Origin of the sequence: Accumulibacter sp., from assembly GCF_036625195.1 — a bacterium.
Classification (GTDB): domain Bacteria; phylum Pseudomonadota; class Gammaproteobacteria; order Burkholderiales; family Rhodocyclaceae; genus Accumulibacter.
On the sequence record NZ_JAZKUG010000001.1, the window covers coordinates 2,053,515 to 2,076,902 of the forward strand.

Below are 23,388 nucleotides of genomic sequence, written 5' to 3' on the forward strand. Positions count from 1 at the left end.
TGAACTCGCGGTGGCTGGCTGGCGGCGCCGACGTGCCGCCGGACACCCAGTTTCGTTGCATAAATACTACACAATTCCGGGCCGATGCTTGAAGAAAATCAAGTTTGTATGCTTAAATTTCCTGACTGCGCAAAAATCGCATCGCGTTTCACGCATTCGGACGTAACAGAGATTAATCGAGGAGGAACATCTTGAAATCGAAAACCATCATTACCCTGCTGGCCTCAATCGGCCTCTTCGCGGCGGCTGGCGCTGTGCAGGCGCAAACCGCCGGTGATCGCGTTTACGTGATCGATCAACGCGGTGAAGTCGTTCTCAGCGGTACCGGCCTGTGCTGGCGTACGGGCTTCTGGACGCCGGCCGCTGCGGCCAAGGACCCCGCCGGTTGCAAGTGCGACAAGGACCTGCTGCCGAAGGAAGTCTGCGAGCCGCCGGCACCGAGGGCTGGCGCCGCCGCGCCGACGGCGAAGCCGACGGGTGACAAGATCACGGTTGCCGCCGACGCGCTGTTCGACTTCGACAAGGCGGTGCTGCGTCCGGAAGGCAAGAAGAAGCTCGACGAAGTGGCTGCCAAGGCGAAGGAGATCAAGCTGGAAGTGATCTTGGCCGTCGGTCACACTGACCGTTTCGGTTCGCTGGCGCACAACATGAAGCTCTCCGAGCGTCGCGCCGCTGCCGTCAAGACCTACCTGGTGAGCAAGGGCGTCGACGCCAACCGCATCTACACCGAAGGCAAGGGTCCGAAGAATCCGGTCACCAAGCCTGATCAGTGCCCGGGCAAGAAGGCGACCAAGCAGGTCATCGAGTGCCTGCAGCCTGACCGTCGTGTCGACATCGAACTCATCGGCACCAAGTAAGGCCGGCGCGCTGCGCAGAAAACCCCGCGAAAGCGGGGTTTTTTTTAGCCTTGGCGCGGTCGTTCGCCGATGACGACGAGTCTGCCGCTGGTCGATCTGGTGATCGAGGCGCGCTGGGTCGTGCCCGTCGAGCCGGCCGGGGCCGTTCTCGACCAGCACGCCGTCGTCGTCGACGGCGGGCGCATCGTCGCCATCGTGCCACGCGCCGAAGTCGACGCTCGTTACCGGGCGCGCAAACGCAAGTGCCTGCCGCAGCACGTGTTGCTGCCCGGGCTGGTCAACCTGCACACACACGCCGCGATGAGCCTGCTGCGCGGTCTCGCGGACGACCTGCCGCTGATGCGGTGGCTGCAGGACCATGTCTGGCCGGCCGAGGCGCGGCACGTCTCGGCGCAGTTCGTCCACGATGGCACCCGACTGGCGTGTGCCGAGATGCTGCGCGGTGGCATCACCTGTTTCAACGACATGTACTTCTTTCCCGCGGCGGCGGCGGAGGCTGCCCTGGCGTCGGGAATCCGCGCTGCGATCGGCCTGATCACCGTCGACTTTCCGAGCAACTACGCGGCCGATGCGGATGACTATCTGGCGAAAGGACTGGCGGTGCGCGACCGTCTTCTCGGACAGCCGCTGCTGTCGTTCTGCCTCGCTCCGCACGCTCCCTATACCGTCGCCGATCGCAGCTTCGCGCAGGTGCTGACGCTCGCCGAACAGATCGAAGTGCCGCTGCACCTGCACCTGCACGAGACGCAGCAGGAGATCGAGGACAGTCTGCAGCGCTTCGCCGTGCGACCGATCGAGCGCCTGCGCCGCCTCGGGTTGCTTGGCCCGACGCTGATCGCCGTACACGCCGTGCACCTCGAGGCGCAGGAGATCGAGTTGCTGGCAGCGCATGGCTGTTCGGTGGCACACTGCCCGAGTTCCAACCTCAAGCTGGCCAGCGGCATCGCACCGATCGCGCGGCTTGCCGCGCGCGGAGTCAACCTCGGGCTCGGCACCGACGGCGCGGCGAGCAACAATCGCCTCGACCTGTTTCAGGAAATGCGTCTGGCGGCGTTGCTGGCCAAGGAACGTGATGGCCGTGCCGATGCCGTCGCGGCCCACCAGGTGCTGCGCATGGCGACCCTCGGCGGCGCCTGTGCACTCGGTCTCGACGGCGAGATCGGCTCGATCGTCGTCGGCAAGTCGGCCGATCTCTGCGCCGTCAGTTTCGACGACGTCGCGCTCGCTCCCTGCTACGACCCGGTTTCGCATCTCACCTACGCGGTCGGACGCGAGCATGTCAGCGACGTCTGGGTCGCCGGACGGGTGAGGGTCGAGAACGGGCGGCTGAGCGAAGGCGACGAAAGCGGATTGATCGGAATGGCCCTGTTGTGGCAGAATAAAATCCGTCCGTGATGAGTTCGGTCAAGAAACGAGGCATAACAGGCTTTGCGGGTTTCTGCCGCAGGCTTCAACCAATGAAGGAAACCGAGATGAACAGAACCGCAAGAAACTCCATGCTGGCCGCGCTCCTTGCCGCGACTTTCGGCTTTGGCGCGTCGTCCGCGCAGGCACAGACCTCGATTCCGCTGAATCGGGTATACGTCATCGATCAGCGCGGTGAAGTCGTGATGAGCGGCACCGGCCTCTGCTGGCGTACCGGTTTCTGGACGCCGGCTGCTGCGGCCAACGACCCAGCCGGTTGCAAGTGCGACAAGGACCTGCTGCCGAAGGAAGTCTGCGAGCCGCCGGCACCGAGGGCTGGCGCCGCCGCGCCGACGGCGAAGCCGACGGGTGACAAGATCACGGTTGCCGCCGACGCGCTGTTCGACTTCGACAAGGCGGTGCTGCGTCCGGAAGGCAAGAAAAAACTCGACGAAGTGGCTGCCAAGGCGAAGCAGATCAAGCTGGAAGTGATCCTGGCCGTCGGTCACACCGACCGTTTCGGTTCGCTGGCGCACAACATGAAGCTCTCCGAGCGTCGCGCCGCTGCCGTCAAGACCTACCTGGTGAGCAAGGGCGTCGACGCCAACCGCATCTACACCGAAGGCAAGGGTCCGAAGAATCCGGTCACCAAGCCTGATCAGTGCCCGGGCAAGAAGGCGACCAAGCAGGTCATCGAGTGCCTGCAGCCCGACCGTCGTGTCGACATCGAGCTCATCGGCACCAAGTGAGCGATGTGTGCCACGGAAAGCCCTGCCCCGGCAGGGCTTTTTCATTGTGCACGACGAAGTGACCGAACTGCCTAGCAGCGGCGGGCTTTCCCCGCTGCCGGTGCGGAGAAGGTGAGACGATGACGATCAACGCGGACCCGGGGGAACTCGAGAAATTCAGCCAGCTGGCGCACCGCTGGTGGGATCCGGGGAGCGATTTCAAGCCCTTGCACGAGATCAATCCCCTGCGCCTCGACTGGATCGACAGTCGCTGCGCGTTGGCGGGCAGGAAGGTGGTGGATGTCGGCTGCGGTGGCGGCCTGTTGTCCGAGGGCATGTGCGAACGCGGCGCGGTGGTGACCGGAATCGACCTTTCTCGCAAGGCACTCGCCGTTGCCCGTCTGCATTTGCTGGAGAGCGGCCGCAGCGTGGATTATCGCGAGGTGGCGGCGGAAGAACTGGCGGCCAGTGAAGCCGGGTGTTACGACATCGTCACCTGCATGGAGATGCTCGAGCACGTTCCCGATCCGGCGAGCACCGTCGCTGCCTGTGCCGCGCTGGCCAGACCGGGTGGCAGCGTCTTCTTCTCGACCATCAACCGCAACCTGAAGGCCTACCTGCTGGCGGTGATCGGCGCCGAGTACCTGTTGCGGTTGCTGCCGCGTGGCACGCACGACTATGCCCGCTTCATCCGGCCGTCCGAACTCCTGCGCTGGGGGCGGCAGGTTGGGCTCGAGTCGCGCGAGTTGCGCGGCATGAGCTACAACCCCTTGAGCGGACGCTACACGCTGGGCAGCGACTCCGACGTCAACTATCTGGTGCATCTGGTGAAGGATGTTTGACGCCGTCCTCTTCGACCTCGACGGGACCTTCGCCGATACCGCCCCCGATCTGGCGGCGGCGCTCAACCGGCTGCGTGCCGATCTCGATCTGGCGCCGGTGCCGACTGCCCGCCTGCGCCCGCACACCTCGCACGGCGTGCGCGGCATGCTCGCCGCCGGACTCGACATGCGGCCGACCGATCCGCTCTACGACGAGTTCCGTGAGCGCTTCCTGCGTTACTACAGCGCCGACATCTGTGTGCACACCACCATCTTCGCCGGCATCGACGAAGTCCTCGACGCTTGCGAGGGGCGGGGTGCGGCGTGGGGCATCGTTACCAACAAGGCGCAGCGTTTCACGTTGCCGTTGCTGCACCAGCTCGGTTATGCCCGGCGCGCCGCCTGCGTCGTCAGCGGCGACTCTGCGCGCCGCGCCAAGCCGGCGCCACAGCCCATGCAGCTCGCTTGCCGCCTGCTCGCCGCCGATGCGGCGCGCTGCCTCTACGTCGGTGACGACGTGCGCGACATTCAGGCCGGCCGGGCGGCCGGCATGGCGACGGTGGCCGTGCGTTACGGTTACCTCGGCGATGACGAGCCGATCGAGGCCTGGGGCGCCGACCATCTGGTGGCGCGGGCCGAGGACATCGCCGTCGTCGCCGGCTTCGGCTGATCGCCGCCAGCCGCGGTCCGATGCGCTAGACTGTCGTCATGCCGGGAACCGCCCTCATCCTCTTTGCGCATGGTGCTCGCGACCCCGAGTGGGCGCGGCCGATGCAGCGCGTGTGTGCGCTGCTGCGCCAGCAGGCCCCCGGCCTGCGTGTCGAATTGGCCTTCCTCGAGTTCATGCTGCCGAACCTGCGCGACTGCGCCGAGCGCCTGGTTGCCGATGGCGTCGCGCGAGTCCTCGTCCTGCCGATGTTCATCGCCCGCGGTGGACACCTGAAGCGTGATGTGCCGCTGCTGCTCGCCGAGTTGCGACGGCAGCACCCGGGAACCACCTTCGAGCTGGCCGATGCAGTCGGCGAGGCGGAGACGGTGGCGCGGGCGATGGCCAGTCATGCCCTGTCGCTGCTCGACGCCTGAGCCGCTCGCCGCTGGCGGGCGCCGTGGCGCTGACGGATTCCGCGGAAGTGCGTGCTAGCAGTGTCCGAGTTCGTCGTCTCACCAATCGGTTATCTGGAGACCCCGTTTCGGGACCGCTTCGGCATTCCGCGCCAGCCGCGACTGGCACCGCACGCCATCGGACGGCTGCGGTTGCTGCGACCGTATGACCGTGCCGAAGCGGTGCGCGGCCTGGAAGGCTTCTCGCACCTCTGGTTGAGCTTCATCTTCCACCGGGGTGCCGGCGAATGGCGCCCGACGGTCCGCCCGCCGCGTCTCGGCGGCAACCAGCGGGTGGGCGTCTTTGCCAGTCGCAGCCCCTTTCGCCCCAACCCGATCGGCTTGTCGGTCGTCGAACTGACCGCTGTCGACACGCGCGCCGGCGTGGTCCTCGAGCTGGCCGGGGTCGATCTGCTCGACGGCACGCCGATCATCGACATCAAGCCCTACCTGCCTTTCGTCGACAGCGTGCCGCAGGCGCGCTCCGGCTTCGTTCCCGGGCCACCGCCACGACTGGCCGTCGAATTCCGCTTGTCGGCTCTGGCGCAGTTGCGGCAGCAGTCGTCGCGCTGGCCGCATCTGCCGGAGCTGCTGAGCGAGGTGCTGGCACAGGACCCACGGCCGGCGTATGCTGATGACGCAGAACGGATCTATGGTTTTCGCCTCGGCGACCTCGAGATCAGGTGGCGTTGCACCGGCGCGCAGGCGATCGTCGAGGAGATCGTTCCACTGACTGCGGCCGGCGGCGGCGATGTCGGACTCTGCCGGTCCGAAGATGCTTGATCCCGTGCGCGTCGGAAATCCTCTGTCGGCGGGAAGCGCCCGTGCCGCGTTGTTCCGGGATCAGGCCGGATGCGGGGTCGTGCCGAGGCTGTCGACGTCCAGCGTCGGCGGTTGGGTCCCGGCGAACGTGGCAGGGTGGCCGCCCTGGCGCCGGCGAACTGCGGCAGCGGAGAGAGTTGATGATGATGAAGAAGACGATTGCAGCATTGCTCCTGCTGCTGGCCTGGCCACCCCTTCCGACTATGGCTGAAGCGCATGGCTACGGCGCGGCTTCGGTCTCCGGCGGCGTCGTCGTCGCCGGCGGGCGCGGCGGTTACTACGGGCCACGCGGTGGTTACTACGGACCGCGCGGCGGCTACTATGGTCCGCGCTGGCGACCCTATGGGCCGAGCGTCGGTTTCTACTTTGGTGCCACACCGGGTTGGGGCTGGCCTTGGGGCCCGCCAGTCTACTACCCGCCGCCAGTCCTCTATCCTCCCGTGGTGACGGTGCCGCCACCAGTCGTCTATGTCGAAAGAGGTGCCGACTCGGTTGCCCAGGAGCAGGACGCCGGCCAAGCAATGGAGCCCGGCTTTTGGTACTACTGCCGGGCCAACGGTGGCTACTACCCGGCGGTGATGCAGTGCCCGGGGCCGTGGGAAAAGGTCGCGCCGCGCGACGACTAGGTGGCGCCGGCAGCACGGACGCCGGCAGACCGCTGCGCCCGTACGGCGCCGATGATTTCGCGCGGGAGACGGGCACAGCGTCGGTCACCGACCCTGTTCCGAAAGCCGATGAGCATGGCAGCGGCAGCCGTTGCCGGCCCCTGTCGATGCTGGACGACCGACGCAAATCTGGAACAGCGGAGCCGGAAGACGTGTTCGTGCCAGTGCGCTACCATGCCGGCACTCAGGAACGCCAAGCAATGCCGTGTCGAGATTGATCCCGTTCAGTCCACCCCGCAGCGTGACTCGACCATCGGCAAGCCCAATCTGGACGGCCGCGTGCAGATCAGCGGCGCGTCGCCAAGGACGCCATGTGGTCGCACGCCCTGACAGAAACCGCCCAATGGACATCGGGGCCAAGCTGGGAAAAGACGAGGAAGTCAGAGGAGCTGTGATGAGCAAACAAGCGAGTTCAACCAGAAGTCAGGGCATCCCGCGCATTGAGTCCTTGCGGGTAGAAAACTACCGTGCGCTGCGTCAGGTCGAGCTGGACAACCTGACGAAGATGACCGTATTGCTGGGACCGAACGGGAGCGGCAAGTCCACTCTCTTCGATGTCTTCAATTTCCTCTCCGAGTGTTTCCAGTTTGGTTTGCGGCATGCCTGGGACCGGCGCGGTCGTGGCAGGGAACTCAAGACGCGTAGCGCATCTGGTCCCATCGTGTTTGATCTCAAGTACCGCGAGAGCCGCGGGACCCCCGTGATCAGCTACCACTTGGCGATTGATGAGGGCAGCAGGGGTCCAGAGGTGATTGAAGAGTGGCTGCAATGGCGGCGCGGCACGAGCGGGAAGCCTTTCCGTTTCCTGGAGTTTCGTCGTGGTGTGGGGCGTGCCGTCAGTGGCGAGTTGCCTGACGCTGAGGATCAACGGAAAGACACGACGCTCCGCTCACCCGACCTGATTGCGGTGAATACCTTGGGGCAGTTGGCCGAGCACCCGCGGGTGGCAGCACTGCGCGAATTCATTACGGACTGGTATGTGTCGTACCTCTCGATCGACCAGACACGAAATCAGCCGGAGGCCGGGCCGCAGGAGCGATTGACCAAGGGAGGCGACAACCTGGCCAACGTCATCCAGCACTTGAAAGAACAGTACCCGGAACGTTTGGAACACATTTTCGCGGTGTTGCGTCAGCGCATTCCCCGCCTCGAACGAGTCGAGGCCGAGCCCATGCCAGACGGTCGATTGCTTCTCCAGATCAAGGATGCGCCGTTCGAGCTGCCGGTACTGTCAAAGTTTGCGTCGGACGGAACGATGAAGATGCTGGCTTATCTGACGGTGCTCTACAACCCCGAACCGCCCCGCTTCATCGGCATCGAGGAGCCAGAGAATTTCCTGCACCCGCGCTTGTTGCCGGAGCTGGCCGAAGAGTGCCGTGCTGCCTCCGAGCACTCGCAATTGCTCATCACCAGTCATTCCCCGTTCCTGCTCGATGCCATCCGCGCCGACGAGGTGCGGGTGCTCTACCGGAATGAGCAGGGCTTTACCCAAGCTGTCAGAGCCTGTGATATCCAGGGCATTCCCGAACTGGTGCGGGCTGGAGCCTCCCTGGGGTATCTGTGGATGGAGGGGCATTTCGGCTTGGGCGATCCGCTCGTGAATCAGGGCGGGCCGCGAGCCGCAAGGAAGGGGCGTGGCTGATGCTCGAGAAGCTGATCGTTTTTGTCGAGGAATACTCGATGGAAGCCGCCTTGCAACAACTCTTGCCGAAACTGCTCGGCGACATCGAGTTTCAGATCATCCGCTTTCAATGCAAGGATGCACTGCTCAAGTGCGCACCGGATCGCCTGCAGGGCTATGCGGCCTGGCTGCCCGAGAGTTGGCGGATTCTTGTCCTGGTCGATCGAGATGACGATGACTGTGTGGTGCTGAAATCGGAACTGGAGGGCATGGCTGCCGCGGCAGGTCTGCAGACGAAATCGGTCGTCAGCCAGGGGGAGGGATTCCAGGTGGCAAACCGCGTGGCCATTGAGGAGCTGGAAGCGTGGTTCTTCGGCGACTGGGAAGCCGTGCGGGCGGCTTATCCACGTGTTCCGGCCACTGTGCCAGAGAAGGCAGGTTTTCGTGACCCAGACGCGATCGCTGGCGGAACCTGGGAAGCCATGGAGCGCGTGCTCAAGAAAGCGGGCTACTTCGGCACCGGTCTGCGCAAGTTGGAACTGGCTCGATCGGTTGCGGCGCACATGGTCATCCAGCGAAACCGGTCGCGCAGTTTCCAGGCATTTGCCCGTGCCGTTGGCGCGGCCCTGGCGTGAGGACCGATTGCCGACCAAGGCCCCGAAACTGACGCGCAAGAACAGGTGGCCCCGTTCACGCTGTACGCGGAATGCCGAGTGATGTTCCCGCAAGACGACGACGCATGACCCTATTTTCCTCAGTTGACACTCGCCAAACCGGCCGAGACCGTGATGTGATGCGGGTTTCAGCCGAGAAGGGGGGATCACCCAATGGGTGAAGAGCATTTCGAGCAAAGAGCGGTGGTGGTGGCGGTTCAGAACGCGCTGAGCGCGCCGGGTGCCGTCGTAGCAGAGACCTTGCGGGTGACGACACCGGGGGGCCGCTTTCAGGTTCGCTGGGACGAGGGTGGCAGCGCCACGGCGCTGGGGCAGCTCGCGTTCTTCGCGGAGTTCCTGGAGTTCTCGGGGTTGTTCGAGCGTTGGCTGGAAGGCTGCCCGATGGCGTACACGAGCCCGAATGCGCCGTCTGTGCGCAATGTCCTGGGCACTTGGCTGCTGTCGATTCTGGATGGACAACGCCGTTATGCCCATGTGACGGGACTGCGCAGCGATGGGGTGGCGCCGGAGATCCTCGGCATGAGCGCGATCATCAGCGACGAGAGTCTGCGGCGTGCGCTCGCGCACTTGGCGCCCGCACCGAAGCGCTGTTCCGAAGCGGAGCGTCTGGAGCGAGAAGCTCGTTTGGCGCGGACCGGCGCCTGGATGGAAACGGCGTTGAGCGAGAGCATTCTAAAAGCCTTGTGGACGCAGTGGATTCTCGACATCGACACGACGGTCAAGGTGCTCTATGGTCATCAGGCCGGGGCGGAGATCGGTTACAACCCCGTGAAGCCCGGTCGGCCAAGCCATGTCGTTCACACGTACTGGATCTCCGGGATGCGTCTGGTACTCGATGCCGAAGTCCAGAGTGGCAAGGCCATCGCAGGGTGCCACGGCTTGCCGCGACTGCTCGAAATTCTCGGCCGCCTACCGCCCGAGGCGCGTCCGCGTCTGGTACGCGGCGACATCGGCTTCGGGGTCGAGCGGATCATGAAGGAACTGGAAGCGATCGATCAACCCTACCTCTTCAAGCTACGGCAAAGCGCGGGAGTGGTTCGCTTGATCGAGCGTCTTTGGAAGAACGGTGACTGGCAGGATGTCGGAGCTGGCGAGCAAGCCGTGGAGGCCAAGCTCCAGCTGATGGGTTGGACCTGCGCCCGACGGGTGGTGGTGGTCCGGCGCGCCCGCCAGAAGCCGGAGACGACCGTCAAAGCGCGCGCGCGAAAGGCCGGCAAGGGCCAGGACAGACTCCCGTTCGGCAACAGCGAGGAACTCGCGAAGAACTGGGAGTACGCCGTTCTGGTGACCCACAGCGATTACGATCTCGCGGCCCTCGGACAGTTGTATCGTGATCGGGCCGACTGCGAGAACGGCTTTGACGAGCTGACCAACCAGTGGGGGTGGGGTGGCTATACGACGCAGGATCTCGAGCGCTGCAACCTGTCGGCCCGAGCCGTCGCTCTGATCTACAACTGGTGGAGCTGGTACGTTCGCCTCGCCCATCCGAAGACTCGCCGGGAAGCCATCACCTCCCGCCCCTTGCTCCTCTCTGGCGTCGCGCGCCTCACTCAGCATGCCGGGCAATCCCGCCTCCTGATCACGCTGACCCATGCCGCCGGCGATCAGATCAAAGCGATGATCGCCTGTGGCCGCAAGGCTTTCGAGACGATCAGGGCAAATGCGCCACAGTTGACCAAACCGGAACGCTGGGCCGCTTTGGTACGCTACATCATCGAGAGAATCCTGGCCGCCAAGCCGCGCAAAGAGGTGCTCCCTGCGTTGCCAACCCTGCTCTTGCCGCTTCCCGACAGCGGCTAACAGAGGAAAATAGGATGACTGGTCCTTTGCCTGCGAGCCAGGCCGAATCACGCTACCGAGATCCGGCGGGTGTTTGCCGGTCTCCCTCCGACCTGACGTTTGCAGTGATCGATGCGCTTGGTGGCGCCATCAGCTGGCCGGAGTTGCGAGCCACACGGGGTGTGGAATCAGCCATGAAGCTGCTTCGAAGTGGTCGCGCGAACTCAGCTTGCGCAAGTGTCGCGAGACGAAGGTGGACATCTTCAAGGCAAACGGCGGCTGATCCCCCCGCGGTGCGGCGCGAAGCCCCGCTCTCGGCGCTGCGCCGCCTGTTCCTCTTTCACGGCGCCAGCCGCTCGCGCAGCCAGGTTCCCTGCTCGTCGAGCCGGTAGCGCAGGCGATCATGTAGCCGGCTCTTCCGTCCCTGCCAGAACTCCCAACGATCGGGTTGCAGGCGGTAGCCGCCCCAGTGCGGTGGGCGCGGCGGTTGCAGCAGGAAGCGGGCGCCGTAGTGCGCGGCGTTGGCGACGAGGACCGCGCGGCTGGTGATCACCTCGCTCTGCGGACTGGCCCAGGCGCCGATGCGGGAATCGAGCGGGCGGCTGGCGAAGTAGGCGTCGCTCTCTTCGGCGCTGACCTTGCCGACCCGCCCCTCGATGCGCACGACGCGCTCGAGTTCGACCCAGTGGAACTGCAGAGCGGCGCAGGGGTTGGTGGCGAGTTCGCGGCCCTTGCGGCTGTCGTAGTTGGTGTACCAGGTGATGCCTTCCGCACCGTAGCCCTTGATCAGCACGACCCGCGTCGACGGGCGCTGCGACTGGTCGACGGTGGCCAGCGTCATCGCGTTCGGTTCAGGCAGTTGCGCGCTGATCGCCTCTCCGAGCCACTGCGCGAACTGTGCCAGCGGGTCGGCGTGCGAAGCCTCCTCGCTCAGTTCGGCCTTTTCGTAACTCTTGCGCAGTGCAGCCAGGTTGGTCATTGCAGCCACTCCTCGCGCAGCCGGTTGGGCTTTCGCAGCAATTGCAGATGGTGGCGGTCGCGTGCCGGATCGCCGAGCCGCAGCGAGAACTCCATCAGTTCGTCACGGCGAAAGACGTGCAACCGCAGCACATCGCCGGCCCGGTGCCGGGCGAGCAGGCGCTCGAGATTGGCAGGCGTCACCCGCAGGCCGTCGATCGCCAGCAGGAGGTCGCCGGCGGCGAGGCCGGCCGCTTGCGCCGGGCCGCCGTCATAGACCGTCGCCAGGCGCAGCTCGCTGCCTTCGCCGGCCGTCTTCACCGCAAGCGACGGTGTGCGTCCTGCCGGCTGGCGCCGGAGCCGGATGGCGAAAGGCCGCAACAGTCGCGCCAGGTCGACATCGCTCGTGCCATGCACCGCGTCAGCAAAGAAAGCGCGCAGGTCGAGACCGGAGAGTTCCTCGGCGAGCAGCCGGATGTCGTCGTCGTCGACGCCCGCCGTGTCGCCGTGACGCTGCCAGAGCGCTCGCATCAGGTGATCGAGCGTCACCCGGCCGGCCGTCTCGGCGCGCAGCTTCAGGTCGAGCGCCAGCGCCACCAGCGCGCCCTTGGCGTAGTAGCTGACGACCGCGTTCGGCGTGTTCTCGTCCGGCCGATAGTATTTCGTCCACGCGTCGAAGCTCGACTCGGCGAGGGTCTGCCGCAAGCGTCCGGGCTCGTTGCAGACCTTGTCGATCGTGCGGCCGATGATGTCGAGCCACTCCTGGCGACGGATCAGGCCGCAGCGCAGCAGAGTCAGGTCGTCGTAGTAGGAGGTGAACCCCTCGAAGGCCCAGAGCAGCGTCGTGTAGTTCTCGGCATCCAGGTTGTAGGGGACGAAGGCGGCGGGTTTGATCCGCTTGACGTTCCAGGTGTGGAAGTACTCGTGGCTGCAGAGGCCGAGAAGGCCCCGGTAAGCCTCTGGCAGACCGCGCATTCCCGGCCACGGCAGGCTGTCGCGGGCGCACAGCAGGGCGGTCGACGACCGGTGCTCGAGCCCGCCGTAACCGTCGCCGACGGCGGTGACGAGAAAGAGGTAACGGGGCATCGGCGCCGGCTCGCCGAAGAGGCGGATCTGCCACTCACAGATGCGCTGCAGATCGGCCGTCAGGCGATCGAGGTCACAGTCGTGGCGACCGCTTATCACCACCTCGTGCGGGATGCCGCAGGCGCTGAAGGCGGCCAGGGCAAAGTGGCCCATTTCGACGGGATGATCGATGAGTTCGTCGTAATTGCTCGCACGATAGAGGCCGAAGCCGTGCCGTCTGGCGGCGCCCGGCGCGTCCGTCGCCAGCGCCAGCGTGGTGGCGACGCGCCAGCCGGAATACGCCTGGCCGCCCGGGCGGCGGATGTCGACCAGGCACGGCCGGTCCTCGTGTCCGAGTGCGCGCAGGAAGACGTTGCTGCCGTTGAAGAACGCGTGCGTCTGGTCGACGTGCGCGCCGCGCACCGATGGATCCCAGGCGTAGACCTCGTGGATGATGCACAGGTCGTCACTGCCGGCGACCGGTGCCGCCTGCCAGGTGTGCTTGTCGAGCTTGCGCAAGGCGACCGGCCGGCCACGACTCTCGGCACGGATGGAGACGATGTGGCGGGCGAAGTCGCGGATCAGGTAACTGCCCGGGATCCAGGCGGGCAGGGCGAAGCGCTGGCCATCGGCGGTGGGTCCGGGGAGGGTGCAGCGCACTTCGAGCAGGTGCGCTGCCGGACTGCTCGGGACAATGCTGTAACGGATCGGTGCCGGCTGCATCAGTGGTTTCGCGCTCCTGCCGCGTGCAATGAACGGGAATTGTAAGGCCTGAAGCCGGTCCTACTGCCGTCAGTTGAGCAAAGCGGCGACGCCGGGCAGCTTTCATGACCGAAACATGGCTTGGCGCGCGTTGCAACTCATGCCACAATCGCGGCGCTCGGCATCGCCCGAAAAGCCCATGCACCATTCCACCCAGAAGGAAGGAGACACGATGTTGAAACATACTCTGCGCGGCGCGCTCGTCGCCGGTCTCGTTGCCAGTCTGCTGTCGGCGCCGGTCATTGCGCAGGAACTGACCGGGACATTGAAGAAGATCAAGGATACCGGCGCGATCTCGCTCGGTCATCGCGAGTCGTCGATCCCGTTCTCGTATTACGATGACAAGCAGCAGGTCATCGGTTACTCGCACGAGTTGATGCTGAAGGTGGTCGACGCGATCAAGGCGGAGCTGAAACTGGCGAAGCTCGATGTCCGCCTGCTGCCGGTCACTTCGGCGAACCGCATCACGTTGATCCAGAATGGCTCGGTCGACCTCGAATGTGGTTCGACGACCAACAACACCGAGCGTCAGAAACAGGTCAGCTTCTCGAACTCGATCTTCGTCATCGGTACCCGCCTGATGACCAAGACCGACTCGGGGATCAAGGACTTCCCCGATCTCGCCGGCAAGAACGTCGTCACGACTGCCGGTACCACCTCGGAGCGTCTGCTGCGCAAGATGAACGAGGAGAAGCAGATGAAGATGAACATCATCAGCGCCAAGGATCACGGCGAGTCGTTCCTGACTCTCGAGACCGGCCGCGCGGTGGCGTTCATGATGGACGACGCGCTGCTCTACGGCGAAATGGCCAAGGCCAAGCGGGCGAGCGACTGGGTGGTGGTCGGCACGCCGCAGTCGTACGAAGCCTACGGCTGCATGCTGCGCAAGGATGACCCGGCGTTCAAGAAGGTGGTCGACAATGCGCTGGCGAAGGTGATGACTTCCGGTGAGGCCGAGAAGATCTACGCCAAGTGGTTCCTGCAGCCGATCCCGCCGAAGGGGCTGAACCTCAACTTCCCGCTGTCGACGGCCGTGCAGAACATTTACAAGTCGCCGAACGACAAGGCTTTCGACTAGGCTTTCGACTGGCTATCCGGCGGGTTGCGGCGGCCGTCCGGCTGCCGCGCCCGTGACGCGGGAGGGGCGCAATGGCCTACAACTGGAACTGGGGAGTCTTCCTGCAGCCGACGGCGACCGGCGACGGCTCGACCTACCTTGGCTGGATGTTCTACGGGCTGAAGATGACCGTCGGCCTGTCGTTGTCCGCCTGGCTGATCGCGCTGCTGCTCGGGGCAGTCGTCGGTGTCCTGCGCACCGTTCCCAACAAGTGGCTGGCCGGCATCGCGACGGCCTACGTCGAGGTCTTTCGCAACATTCCGTTGCTCGTGCAGCTCTTCCTGTGGTACTTCGTCATGCCGGAGCTGTTGCCGGAGAAGCTCGGCAATGCGTTCAAGCAGACGAACCCGATCGTGCAACAGTTCCTGTCGTCGATGATCTGCCTCGCGCTCTTCACCAGTGCGCGTGTTGCCGAGCAGGTGCGCTCGGGAATCAACTCGCTGCCGCCCGGGCAGAAGAACGCCGGTCTGGCGCTCGGCTTCACGCTGCCGCAGACCTACCGCCATGTGATGTTGCCGATGGCGGTGCGCCTGATCGTGCCGCCGCTGACCTCGGAGTTCCTCAACATCTTCAAGAACTCGGCGGTCTGCTCGACGATCGGCCTGCTCGAACTGGCGGCGCAGGGCCGGCAACTGGTCGATTACACGGCACAGCCGTACGAGTCGTTCATCGCCGTCACCGTCGCCTACCTGCTGCTCAACGTCGTGGTGATGTTCGGCATGCGCTGGGTCGAGGCGCACGTGCGCGTTCCCGGCTACATCGGAGGAAAGTGAGATGCATGAGTTCGACTGGTCGTCGATTCCGAATGCGCTGCCCTTCCTCTGGGACGGGATGAAGATTTCGCTCGAGATCACGCTCAGCGCCGTCGTTTTCGGTATCGTCTGGGGAACGCTGCTGGCGTTGATGCGGTTGTCGTCGATCACGCCGCTGTCGTGGTTCGCCGCCGGCTACGTCAACCTCTTCCGTGCCGTGCCGCTGGTGATGGTGCTCCTGTGGTTCTTCCTGATCGTGCCGCACCTGCTCGAGAGCCTGTTCGGCCTGCCGCGCGGCACCGACATGCGACTGACCTCGGCGATCGCCGGCTTCGCGCTGTTCGAAGCCGCCTATTACTCGGAGATCATCCGCGCCGGCATCCAGTCGGTGCCGAGGGGGCAGATGGCGGCGGCGAGTGCGCTCGGCATGACCTACAGTCAGGCGATGCGGCTGGTCGTTCTGCCGCAGGCGTTCCGCAACATGGTGCCGCTGCTCCTGACGCAGGGCATCATCCTCTTCCAGGACACGTCGCTGGTCTATGTTTCGGCCCTGGCCGATTTCTTTGGCGCGGCCTACAAGGTCGGTGACCGCGACGGCCGGCTGGTCGAGTTGCTGCTCTTTGCCGGCGCGGTTTACTTCGTTCTCTGCTTTGCTGCATCGCGGGTCGTCCGCCACTACCAGAACAGGATGAAGACGGCCTGAGGCCGGTCGGACACAGTCGCGAGGAGACTTCGATGATTTCGATGAACAAGGTCAGCAAGCACTACGGTGCCTTCCAGGTGCTCGCCGATTGCACGACGCAGGTCCACAAGGGCGAGGTGATCGTCGTTTGCGGGCCGTCCGGATCGGGCAAGTCGACCCTGATCAAGTGCGTCAATGGCCTCGAGCCCTTCCAGAGCGGCGAGATCATCGTCAACGGCGTCTCGGTCGGCGATCCGAAGACCAACCTTTCGAAGCTGCGCTCGACGGTCGGCATGGTCTTCCAGAACTTCGAGCTCTTCCCCCACATGCGCATCGTCGACAACCTGTCGATCGCGCAGGTCAAGGTGCTCGGTCGCAACCCGGAACAGGCGCGCGAAAAGGGCCTGAAGCTGCTCGACCGTGTCGGCTTGCGGGTGCAGGCCGAGAAATACCCGGGCCAGCTCTCGGGGGGGCAGCAACAGCGCGTGGCGATCGCCCGGGCACTGTCGATGGACCCGATCTGCATGCTGTTCGACGAACCGACGTCGGCGCTCGATCCGGAGATGATCAACGAGGTGCTCGACGTGATGACCGAACTGGCGCAGGAAGGAATGACGATGATGTGCGTGACCCATGAGATGGGCTTTGCCCGCCGCGTCGCCAACCGCGTGATCTTCATGGACCAGGGCCGGATCGTCGAGGACGACAGCAAGGAGGCGTTTTTCGGCAATCCGCGCTCGGAGCGGGCGCAGCAGTTCCTGGCCAAGATCCTGCATCACTGAGAATGGTGGCGCGCCGCTGGCGCCGTCACTCCGTGGCGAAACACCGGGCCTGCCGCCGGATGGGCCGCCTCGCCGCACGCACCGCCGCTTGCCCTGCAGCTGGCGCTGACCGCTGCCCGGCGCCGCGTTGTCACCGTCCCTGTCCAAGGAGAGCGCCATGGCGACGATGTCTGAAACCGCAAGCAACCTGCGCCGCGACCTGCACGAAGTCGCCGCCCGACTGAGGCTGTCGGCGTCGGTCAGCAGTTTTCTCGACTCCTACTACGTCGACTTCGATTTTGCCGGCGGTAGCGACGCGAGTCCGGAAGAACTCGTCGGTGCCGCCGTCCAGCATCATCGCCTCGGTGAGCGGCGGTCGCCGCGGCAGCCGGTACTCGCCCTCTATACGCCGGACTTCGATCGCCACGGCTGGCACTCGCCGCATACCGTGATCGACGTCGTCACCGACGACATGCCTTTCCTCGTCGATTCGATCACCATGCTCGTCTATCGCCGTGGGCTGGCGATCCACCGTCTGCTGCACCCCCTGCTCGGCGCCGAACGCGGGCCCGACGGTGGCTTGCAGCGGATCACGCCACATGGCGGGGAGGGCAGTCGGACCGAGTCCTGGATTCATCTCGAGATCGACCGCATTGGCGACAGCTCGGAAGTCGACGAGCTGCAGCAGGAAATCACCGGCGTCCTCGCCGACGTGCGGTCGGCGGTCGATGATGGCGCCGCCATCCAGCAGAACATGCGCGCTGCCGCCGCCGAACTCGCCACCGACGCCGAGGTGGGCGAGGCGGTCGAGGCGGCCGAGTACCTCGACTGGATCGCCGTCAACAACTTCGTCTTCCTTGGCGCTGCCGAGTACCTGGTCGCTGCCGGCGAGCAGCGCCTGGCCCGGGTCGCCGACAGTGGCCTCGGCATCCTGAGAGAGGCCGGCCACCCGCGCTTTGGCCGCTGCCTGGCGGCGATTCCGGGCGAAATCAGCGAGCTGGGCAGGGATCCATCGCCGCTGATCCTGGTCAAGGCCGATGCCCGTTCTTCGGTCCATCGTCCGGCCTATCTCGACTTCATCGGCGTCAAGCGTCTCGACGGCAGCGGCCGCATCATCGGGCTGCGCGCTTTCGTCGGCCTATACACGGCGCATGTCTATCATGTGTCGGCGACCGACATTCCGCTGCTGCGGCAGAAGGTGGCCGCCGTGCGGCGGGAGATCGGTTTCGTCGCGCGCAGCCACCGCGACAAGACCCTGCTCAACGTCCTCGAGACCTATCCGCGCGACGAACTGATCGAGATAGCGCATGCCGACTTGGTGCGCATCGCCCGCGGCATCGTCGCGCTGCACGAGCGCGAGCAGGTGCGTGTCTTCATGCGTGACGACCGTTGGCGGCGCTACGTTTCGGTCATCGCCTACATGCCGCGTGACCGTTTCGACACGACGGTCCGCAAGCGCATCTCGGCGCTGCTCTACGAAACGCTGGCTGCGGAACGGGTGGACTACTTCGTCACCATCGGCGAGTCGCGTCTCGCGCGCCTGCACTTCATTGCCCGCACGCCGGCCGGAACCCACTACGCGTACGATGCCGCGGCGATCGAGCGTCAAACGGCGCGCATCGTGCGCGGCTGGAGCGACGAGCTGAAGCAGAATCTCGTCGGCCACTATGGTGAGGAGCATGGCAACCGCCTGCTGCGCCGCTACGCGCGCGAATTGCCCTTGTCGTACCAGGAGCGGGTGACGCCGGCCGCTGCGGTGTCGGATCTCGACTGCCTGCAGGCCGCCGAACGGAGCGGCCTGGTCGAGGTCAAGCTGAGCGCGGCGCAGGGCGACGACGGCGCGCACCAGCACCTGAAGCTCTTTCGCCGTGGCCGTCCGCGACCGCTGTCGGCGATCCTGCCGGTGCTCGAAAATCTCGGTCTGACGGTATTGTCCGAGCAGCCATTCAGCCTGCCGGCGGGTGACCTGCACATCGCCGACTTCGCCGTCCGCCTGCCCGATGCACGAGCGCTCGACGACGAAGCGACGCGGCAGGCCTTCGTCGAGCTGCTCGAGCGCCTGCTGCGCGACCAGGCCGAGAACGACGGTTTCAATCGCCTGGTGCTGCTGGCGGGCCTCGATGGGCGCCAGATCGGCATCCTGCGTGCCTACAGCCGCTACCTGCGGCAGGCCGGACTGCCATTCAGCCAGGCCTACGTCGAGCGCTGCCTGGCGACCCACTTCGACATCACCCGTCGCCTCGTCGAACTCTTCGCCGCGCTGTTTGCCCCGACGGCCGATGCTGCCCGTGCCGCTGCGCTGGGCGACGAACTGACGATGGCGCTGCTGCAGGTCAGCAATCCCGATGACGACCGGATTCTCTCGGCGCTGCAGACGGCCGTCTCGGCGACACTGCGCACCAACGCGTACCAGGCGGCAAGCGACGGTCAGGCGAAGGCTTACCTGTCGTTCAAACTGTCCTCGCGCGAGATCCCCTTCCTGCCGGCACCAACGCCGTTGTACGAGATTTTTGTCTACAGCGAACGGCTGGAGGGTGTGCACCTGCGTGGTGCCCGCGTCGCCCGTGGTGGCCTGCGCTGGTCGGATCGGATGGAGGACTTCCGCACCGAGGTGCTCGGCCTGGTCAAGGCGCAGATGGTCAAGAACGCCGTGATCGTTCCGCTGGGCTCGAAGGGCGGTTTCGTCTGCAAGCGCCTGCCGCCGGCGAGTGACCGGGAAGCCTGGCAGGCCGAGGGTGTCGCCTGCTATTCGACCTTCATCCGTGGCCTGCTCGACCTGACGGACAATCTGGTCGACGGGCAGGTGGTGCCACCGGTCGGTGTCCGCCGGCGTGATGGCGACGATCCCTACCTGGTCGTTGCCGCCGACAAGGGGACCGCTAGCTTCTCGGACATCGCCAACGGCATCGCCATCGAATACGGTTTCTGGTTGGGTGATGCCTTTGCCTCCGGTGGCTCGGTCGGCTATGACCACAAGAAGATGGGCATCACCGCCCGCGGCGCCTGGGAAGCGGTCAAGCGGCACTTTCGCGAGCTGGGTCGCGACATCCAGAGGGAACCCTTCACCGTCGTCGGCATCGGCGACATGTCGGGCGACGTTTTTGGCAACGGCATGCTGCTGTCGCGCGAAATCCGGCTCCTTGCCGCCTTCGATCACCGCCACATCTTCATCGATCCCGATCCGGACGCGGCGCGCAGCCACGCCGAGCGGCAGCGCCTGTTCGACCTGCCGCGCTCGTCGTGGGCCGACTACGATCCGGCGTCGATTTCGGACGGCGGTGGCGTCTGGTCGCGTACCGCCAAGACGATTCCGCTGTCGCCACAGGTGCAGGCCTGGCTGGCGACCGACGCCGGCCAGATGTCGCCGCCCGAACTGATCCGCAGCCTGTTGCAGGCGCCGGTCGACCTGCTCTACAACGGCGGCATCGGTACTTACGTCAAGGCTGGCAGCCAGAGTCATCAGGAAGCGAACGACCGCGCCAATGACATCCTGCGCGTCGATGCCGGCCAGTTGCGGGCACGCGTGGTCGGCGAGGGTGGCAACCTCGGCCTCACCCAGAAGGGCCGCATCGAATTTGCCCTCAACGGCGGCCGCATCTACACCGACGCGATCGACAATTCGGCCGGTGTCGACTGCTCCGACCATGAGGTCAACATCAAGATCCTGCTCGCCGGCCTGGTCGCCAGTGGCGAAATGACCGGCAGGCAGCGCGACGCGCTGCTCGCCTCGATGACCGACGAGGTGGCGGCTCTGGTGCTGGCGGACAACTACCAGCAGACGCAGGCGATCGCGCTCGAAGTGGCCACTGCAGGCGAGCTGCTGCCGGCCCATGCGCGGCTGATCCGCAGTCTCGAAGCGCGCGGCGCCCTGCACCGTGCCGTCGAGTTCCTGCCCGACGACAAGGGTCTCGCCGAGCGCGGCCAGCAGAAGCGCGGACTGACCGCGCCCGAGATCGCCGTGCTGCTGGCCTACGCCAAGATCGCCCTCAAGGAGGCGTTGCTGTCCTCCGATGTGCCCGACAGTGGCGATGTTCGTGACCTGCTGCAAAGCTACTTCCCGAGCGTCCTGCAGGACTCCTGCCGTGCCCAGATGGCGGCACATCCGCTGCAGCGGGACATCATCAGCACGCAACTGGTCAATCGCCTCGTCAACCGGATGGGAACCACCTTCGTCCTGCGTCTTGGCGACGAGACGGGCGCTTCGCCGGCGCAGGTGGCCAGCGCCTGGTATGCCACCAGCCGGATACTCGACGCCGAGGCCTTGTGGCGCGAGATCGAGGCGCTCGATCTCGCGCTCGATACCACCCGGCAGATGGAGCTGATGCTCGCCGTGCGCGCGATGACGGCGGCAGCGAGCGAGCTGATCCTGGCGCAGCATCTCGGCGGAATGACGATCGGTCAGCTGGTTGAAAAGTATCGACCGGCGGTCGTCGCGGTGATCGACCGGGTACGGCAGGGGCAGGGTGGCGAACTGGCGGCCGCGGCGCTGGCGGCAGACGCGGCGGCGATCGTCGGCGCCATCGATCGGGTGAACCTGGCTCGCGCCTGTTCCCGGTCGCTCGAAGAGGTGGCGCGCGGTTTGGCCGAACTCGCCAGCCGGATCGACCTCGACTGGCTGGCCGCCGCGATCGGGCTCCTGCCTGCCGGCAACCGCTGGCAGGCGCGCGCCCGCGCGCGGCTGGCGGCAGAACTGGCGGAGCTGCGGCAGCATCTGCTGCGCCAGGTGCTTGCCGGGGGTTTGCCGGCGACGCCTGTTGCCAGTGGTGTGCTCGAGGAGATGAGGCTCAACGAGCCACAGGATCTGGCGATGCTGTCCGCCGGGCTGGCTGAGATCAGGCGCGTGATGGGCTGCTGAAGCCGGGCCGCCGGCGACATCGGTTCGGCGCCCGCGGCCGCTGGCGCCAGCCGCGGGCGCGGCGGTTTCGGCGGGCAGCCGGGAATCCATAATTATGAATTCCGTCACGATCGACGGGATTTTTGCTGTAGAATTCCTTGCCAGCCGCGAAATCCAGCCGGCTTCGCAAATCCCTCCCATCATCGATGCCGCTGCCCCCCACCACCGCCCCACGGACCCGCAAGCACGTTCGCAGCGTCCAGCTCGAAGGCTACCGCCGCGACGATGGTTGCTGGGACATCGAGGCTCGTCTGGTCGACGTCAAGGACCAGGATTACCCGCTTTCGTCGGGGTTGCGCAGGCGCGGCGAGCCGGTACACGACATGTCGGTGCGGGTGACGATCGATCAGCAGATGACCATCCGCGATGCCGCGGCCTGCACCGATGGCATGCCTTACGTGGGCTACTGCGACCGCATCACCCCCGACTATGCGCAGCTGGTCGGGCTGAACCTGTTTCATGGCTTCCGGACGGCGGTCAGGCAGCTCTTTCGCAGCACGCGCGGGTGCTCACATCTCAGCGAACTGCTGATGTTCCTGCCGACGGCTGCGCTGCAAACCTTTGCCAGCGACGTACCGGATAGCGACGATAGTGCCCACAAGCCCTATCAGCTCGATCGGTGTCACGCTCTGGAGTCGCATTCAGACGCAGTACAGCGCTATTACCCGCGCTGGTACCGCGGCCAGAAGCCTGGGTAGGGCCTCCTGCCCGTGGTTCATTACGTTTCGCAACCTTAACTCAAGCAAGGAAAGCGCATGAAAATTCACGAATATCAGGGCAAGGAACTCCTGAAGAAATTCGGCGTCGTCGTTCCGCGCGGGGTGTTCTGTCCAACCGTCGATGATGCGGTCAAGGCAGCGGAATCCCTCGGAGGCAAGGTCTGGGTGGTCAAGGCCCAGATCCATGCGGGTGGCCGCGGCAAGGGCGGTGGCGTCAAGGTGGCGAAGTCGCTCGATGAAGTTCGTCAATACGCCAGCCAGATCCTCGGCATGCAGCTCGTCACCCACCAGACCGGCCCGGCGGGGCAAAAGGTGCGTCGCTTGCTGATCGAAGAGGGCGCCGACATTCGCAAGGAGTATTACGTCGCTGCGCTGACCGACCGCACGACGCAGAAGGTGGCGATGATGGCTTCTTCCGAAGGGGGGATGGACATCGAAAAGGTGGCGCACGACACCCCGGAGAAGATCCTCAAGGTTTTCATCGACCCGGTCGATGGGCTCAGTGACGCGCAGGCGACTGAACTCGCGGTCGGCATCGGCGTTCCCGCCGAATCGGTGGCGCAGGCGGTGGCGACGTTGCAGGGCCTGTATCGCTGCTACATGGAAACGGATGCCTCACTGGCCGAAATCAATCCGCTGATCCTCGAAGGCAACGGCAACATCAAGGCGATCGACGCCAAGTTCAACTTCGATTCGAACTCGCTCTACCGGCAGCCGGAAATCATGGCCTTCCGTGACCTCGACGAGGAGGACCCGGACGAACTCGAGGCCTCGAAGCACGACCTGTCGTACATCTCGCTCGACGGCAACATCGGCTGCCTGGTGAATGGCGCCGGTCTGGCGATGGCGACGATGGACACGATCAAGCTGTTCGGCGCCGAGCCCGCCAACTTCCTCGACGTCGGCGGCGGTGCGACGACCGAGAAGGTCACCGAGGCGTTCAAGATCATGCTCAAGAACCCGAAGGTGAAGGGCATCCTCGTGAACATCTTCGGTGGCATCATGCGCTGCGACACGATTGCCACTGGCGTCGTCGCTGCAGCCCGGGAAACCCATCTTGCGGTACCGCTGGTCGTGCGCATGAAGGGAACCAACGAAGATATCGGCAAGAAGATCCTCGGCGAATCCGGCCTGCCGATCATCACTGCCGATTCCATGGCCGACGCCGCCACCAAGATCGTTGCTGCGGTCAGTTAAGGAGCCCAAC

20 protein-coding genes are annotated in these 23,388 nt (G+C 65.2%); 18 read left to right on the top strand and 2 right to left on the bottom strand.

Annotation, left to right across the window (positions count from 1 at the left end):
* The first annotated feature begins 191 nt into the window (after positions 1-191).
* From V5B60_RS08865 to V5B60_RS08915, 11 genes are all read left to right on the top strand, one after another.
* Positions 192-857 carry an OmpA family protein gene (locus tag V5B60_RS08865; RefSeq protein WP_332346682.1) on the top strand — a complete coding sequence of 222 codons (666 nt, stop codon included), beginning with the start codon at positions 192-194 and terminating at the stop codon, positions 855-857.
* Positions 858-926: 69 nt separating this feature from the next.
* Complete coding sequence (locus tag V5B60_RS08870) at positions 927-2,252, top strand: TRZ/ATZ family hydrolase (RefSeq protein WP_332346683.1); 1,326 nt, start codon at positions 927-929, stop codon at positions 2,250-2,252.
* Positions 2,253-2,329: 77 nt separating this feature from the next.
* The gene (locus tag V5B60_RS08875) at positions 2,330-3,010 is read left to right on the top strand and encodes an OmpA family protein (RefSeq protein ID WP_295355787.1); all 681 of its coding nucleotides are present in this window, start codon (positions 2,330-2,332) and stop codon (positions 3,008-3,010) included.
* Between the two features lie 119 nt (positions 3,011-3,129).
* The gene (gene ubiG, locus V5B60_RS08880; RefSeq protein ID WP_295355788.1) at positions 3,130-3,831 is read left to right on the top strand and encodes a bifunctional 2-polyprenyl-6-hydroxyphenol methylase/3-demethylubiquinol 3-O-methyltransferase UbiG; all 702 of its coding nucleotides are present in this window, start codon (positions 3,130-3,132) and stop codon (positions 3,829-3,831) included.
* Positions 3,824-4,480, top strand: a complete 657-nt coding sequence (locus V5B60_RS08885; protein WP_332346684.1) for an HAD-IA family hydrolase — start codon at positions 3,824-3,826, stop codon at positions 4,478-4,480. The genes ubiG and V5B60_RS08885 overlap by 8 nt, the downstream gene beginning before the upstream one ends.
* A gap of 38 nt (positions 4,481-4,518) precedes the next feature.
* A complete protein-coding gene (locus tag V5B60_RS08890) occupies positions 4,519-4,893 on the top strand; it encodes a sirohydrochlorin chelatase (protein ID WP_332346685.1) in 375 nt (124 codons plus the stop codon).
* A gap of 60 nt (positions 4,894-4,953) precedes the next feature.
* Positions 4,954-5,694 carry a tRNA (N6-threonylcarbamoyladenosine(37)-N6)-methyltransferase TrmO gene (tsaA, locus tag V5B60_RS08895; protein WP_332350486.1) on the top strand — a complete coding sequence of 247 codons (741 nt, stop codon included), beginning with the start codon at positions 4,954-4,956 and terminating at the stop codon, positions 5,692-5,694.
* Positions 5,695-5,873: 179 nt separating this feature from the next.
* Positions 5,874-6,359 carry a hypothetical protein gene (locus V5B60_RS08900; protein WP_332346686.1) on the top strand — a complete coding sequence of 162 codons (486 nt, stop codon included), beginning with the start codon at positions 5,874-5,876 and terminating at the stop codon, positions 6,357-6,359.
* Between the two features lie 433 nt (positions 6,360-6,792).
* Entirely contained in the window at positions 6,793-8,040 is a 1,248-nt protein-coding gene (locus tag V5B60_RS08905; RefSeq protein WP_332346687.1) for an AAA family ATPase, read from the top strand.
* Entirely contained in the window at positions 8,040-8,654 is a 615-nt protein-coding gene (locus V5B60_RS08910; protein WP_332346688.1) for a DUF4276 family protein, read from the top strand. Before V5B60_RS08905 ends, V5B60_RS08910 begins: the two co-directional genes overlap by 1 nt.
* 192 nt (positions 8,655-8,846) lie before the next feature.
* On the top strand, positions 8,847-10,493 hold the full coding sequence (locus tag V5B60_RS08915; protein WP_332346689.1) for a transposase: 1,647 nt from the start codon (positions 8,847-8,849) through the stop codon (positions 10,491-10,493).
* Positions 10,494-10,812: 319 nt separating this feature from the next.
* Here the strand turns inward: V5B60_RS08915 and pdxH are convergent, their stop codons facing one another.
* Positions 10,813-11,451, bottom strand: coding sequence for a pyridoxamine 5'-phosphate oxidase (pdxH, locus tag V5B60_RS08920; RefSeq protein WP_332346690.1), 639 nt, complete (start codon positions 11,449-11,451; stop codon positions 10,813-10,815).
* Positions 11,448-13,217: a M61 family metallopeptidase gene (locus tag V5B60_RS08925; RefSeq protein ID WP_332346691.1), complete on the bottom strand. Its 1,770-nt coding sequence runs from the start codon at positions 13,215-13,217 to the stop codon at positions 11,448-11,450. Before V5B60_RS08925 ends, pdxH begins: the two co-directional genes overlap by 4 nt.
* Positions 13,218-13,431: 214 nt before the next feature.
* Here V5B60_RS08925 and V5B60_RS08930 point away from each other — a divergent pair, with 214 nt between their 5' ends.
* The 7 genes from V5B60_RS08930 to sucC all read left to right on the top strand — a co-directional run bounded on the left by V5B60_RS08930 (position 13,432) and on the right by sucC (position 23,378).
* Positions 13,432-14,334, top strand: coding sequence for a glutamate/aspartate ABC transporter substrate-binding protein (locus V5B60_RS08930; RefSeq protein ID WP_434735368.1), 903 nt, complete (start codon positions 13,432-13,434; stop codon positions 14,332-14,334).
* A 71-nt stretch (positions 14,335-14,405) separates the two neighbouring features.
* Positions 14,406-15,146 carry an amino acid ABC transporter permease gene (locus V5B60_RS08935; protein WP_332346693.1) on the top strand — a complete coding sequence of 247 codons (741 nt, stop codon included), beginning with the start codon at positions 14,406-14,408 and terminating at the stop codon, positions 15,144-15,146.
* Between the two features lies 1 nt (position 15,147).
* The gene (gltK, locus tag V5B60_RS08940; RefSeq protein WP_332346694.1) at positions 15,148-15,828 is read left to right on the top strand and encodes a glutamate/aspartate ABC transporter permease GltK; all 681 of its coding nucleotides are present in this window, start codon (positions 15,148-15,150) and stop codon (positions 15,826-15,828) included.
* 32 nt (positions 15,829-15,860) lie between these two features.
* Complete coding sequence (locus V5B60_RS08945; RefSeq protein WP_332346695.1) at positions 15,861-16,589, top strand: amino acid ABC transporter ATP-binding protein; 729 nt, start codon at positions 15,861-15,863, stop codon at positions 16,587-16,589.
* 166 nt (positions 16,590-16,755) lie between these two features.
* A complete protein-coding gene (locus V5B60_RS08950) occupies positions 16,756-21,423 on the top strand; it encodes an NAD-glutamate dehydrogenase (protein WP_332346696.1) in 4,668 nt (1,555 codons plus the stop codon).
* Between the two features lie 185 nt (positions 21,424-21,608).
* Positions 21,609-22,160 (top strand): DUF2889 domain-containing protein, encoded by a 552-nt coding sequence (locus V5B60_RS08955; protein WP_332350488.1) that lies wholly within the window; start codon positions 21,609-21,611, stop codon positions 22,158-22,160.
* Between the two features lie 57 nt (positions 22,161-22,217).
* Entirely contained in the window at positions 22,218-23,378 is a 1,161-nt protein-coding gene (sucC, locus tag V5B60_RS08960) for an ADP-forming succinate--CoA ligase subunit beta (protein WP_295352071.1), read from the top strand.
* Positions 23,379-23,388 lie beyond the last annotated feature (10 nt).

Bases quoted from the DNA above. Each gene is read 5' to 3' on its own strand.
- V5B60_RS08900 (WP_332346686.1), top strand. From the start codon at position 5,874: ATGATGATGAAGAAGACGATTGCAGCATTGCTCCTGCTGCTGGCCTGG.
- V5B60_RS08935 (WP_332346693.1), top strand. From the start codon at position 14,406: ATGGCCTACAACTGGAACTGGGGAGTCTTCCTGCAGCCGACGGCGACC.
- V5B60_RS08905 (WP_332346687.1), top strand. From the start codon at position 6,793: ATGAGCAAACAAGCGAGTTCAACCAGAAGTCAGGGCATCCCGCGCATT.
- V5B60_RS08885 (WP_332346684.1), top strand. From the start codon at position 3,824: ATGTTTGACGCCGTCCTCTTCGACCTCGACGGGACCTTCGCCGATACC.
- gltK (WP_332346694.1), top strand. From the start codon at position 15,148: ATGCATGAGTTCGACTGGTCGTCGATTCCGAATGCGCTGCCCTTCCTC.
- V5B60_RS08915 (WP_332346689.1), top strand. From the start codon at position 8,847: ATGGGTGAAGAGCATTTCGAGCAAAGAGCGGTGGTGGTGGCGGTTCAG.
- V5B60_RS08950 (WP_332346696.1), top strand. From the start codon at position 16,756: ATGTCTGAAACCGCAAGCAACCTGCGCCGCGACCTGCACGAAGTCGCC.
- V5B60_RS08870 (WP_332346683.1), top strand. From the start codon at position 927: ATGACGACGAGTCTGCCGCTGGTCGATCTGGTGATCGAGGCGCGCTGG.
- pdxH (WP_332346690.1), bottom strand. From the start codon at position 11,451: ATGACCAACCTGGCTGCACTGCGCAAGAGTTACGAAAAGGCCGAACTG.
- V5B60_RS08925 (WP_332346691.1), bottom strand. From the start codon at position 13,217: ATGCAGCCGGCACCGATCCGTTACAGCATTGTCCCGAGCAGTCCGGCA.
- V5B60_RS08945 (WP_332346695.1), top strand. From the start codon at position 15,861: ATGATTTCGATGAACAAGGTCAGCAAGCACTACGGTGCCTTCCAGGTG.
- sucC (WP_295352071.1), top strand. From the start codon at position 22,218: ATGAAAATTCACGAATATCAGGGCAAGGAACTCCTGAAGAAATTCGGC.
- V5B60_RS08875 (WP_295355787.1), top strand. From the start codon at position 2,330: ATGAACAGAACCGCAAGAAACTCCATGCTGGCCGCGCTCCTTGCCGCG.
- V5B60_RS08890 (WP_332346685.1), top strand. From the start codon at position 4,519: ATGCCGGGAACCGCCCTCATCCTCTTTGCGCATGGTGCTCGCGACCCC.
- V5B60_RS08955 (WP_332350488.1), top strand. From the start codon at position 21,609: ATGCCGCTGCCCCCCACCACCGCCCCACGGACCCGCAAGCACGTTCGC.
- ubiG (WP_295355788.1), top strand. From the start codon at position 3,130: ATGACGATCAACGCGGACCCGGGGGAACTCGAGAAATTCAGCCAGCTG.
- V5B60_RS08910 (WP_332346688.1), top strand. From the start codon at position 8,040: ATGCTCGAGAAGCTGATCGTTTTTGTCGAGGAATACTCGATGGAAGCC.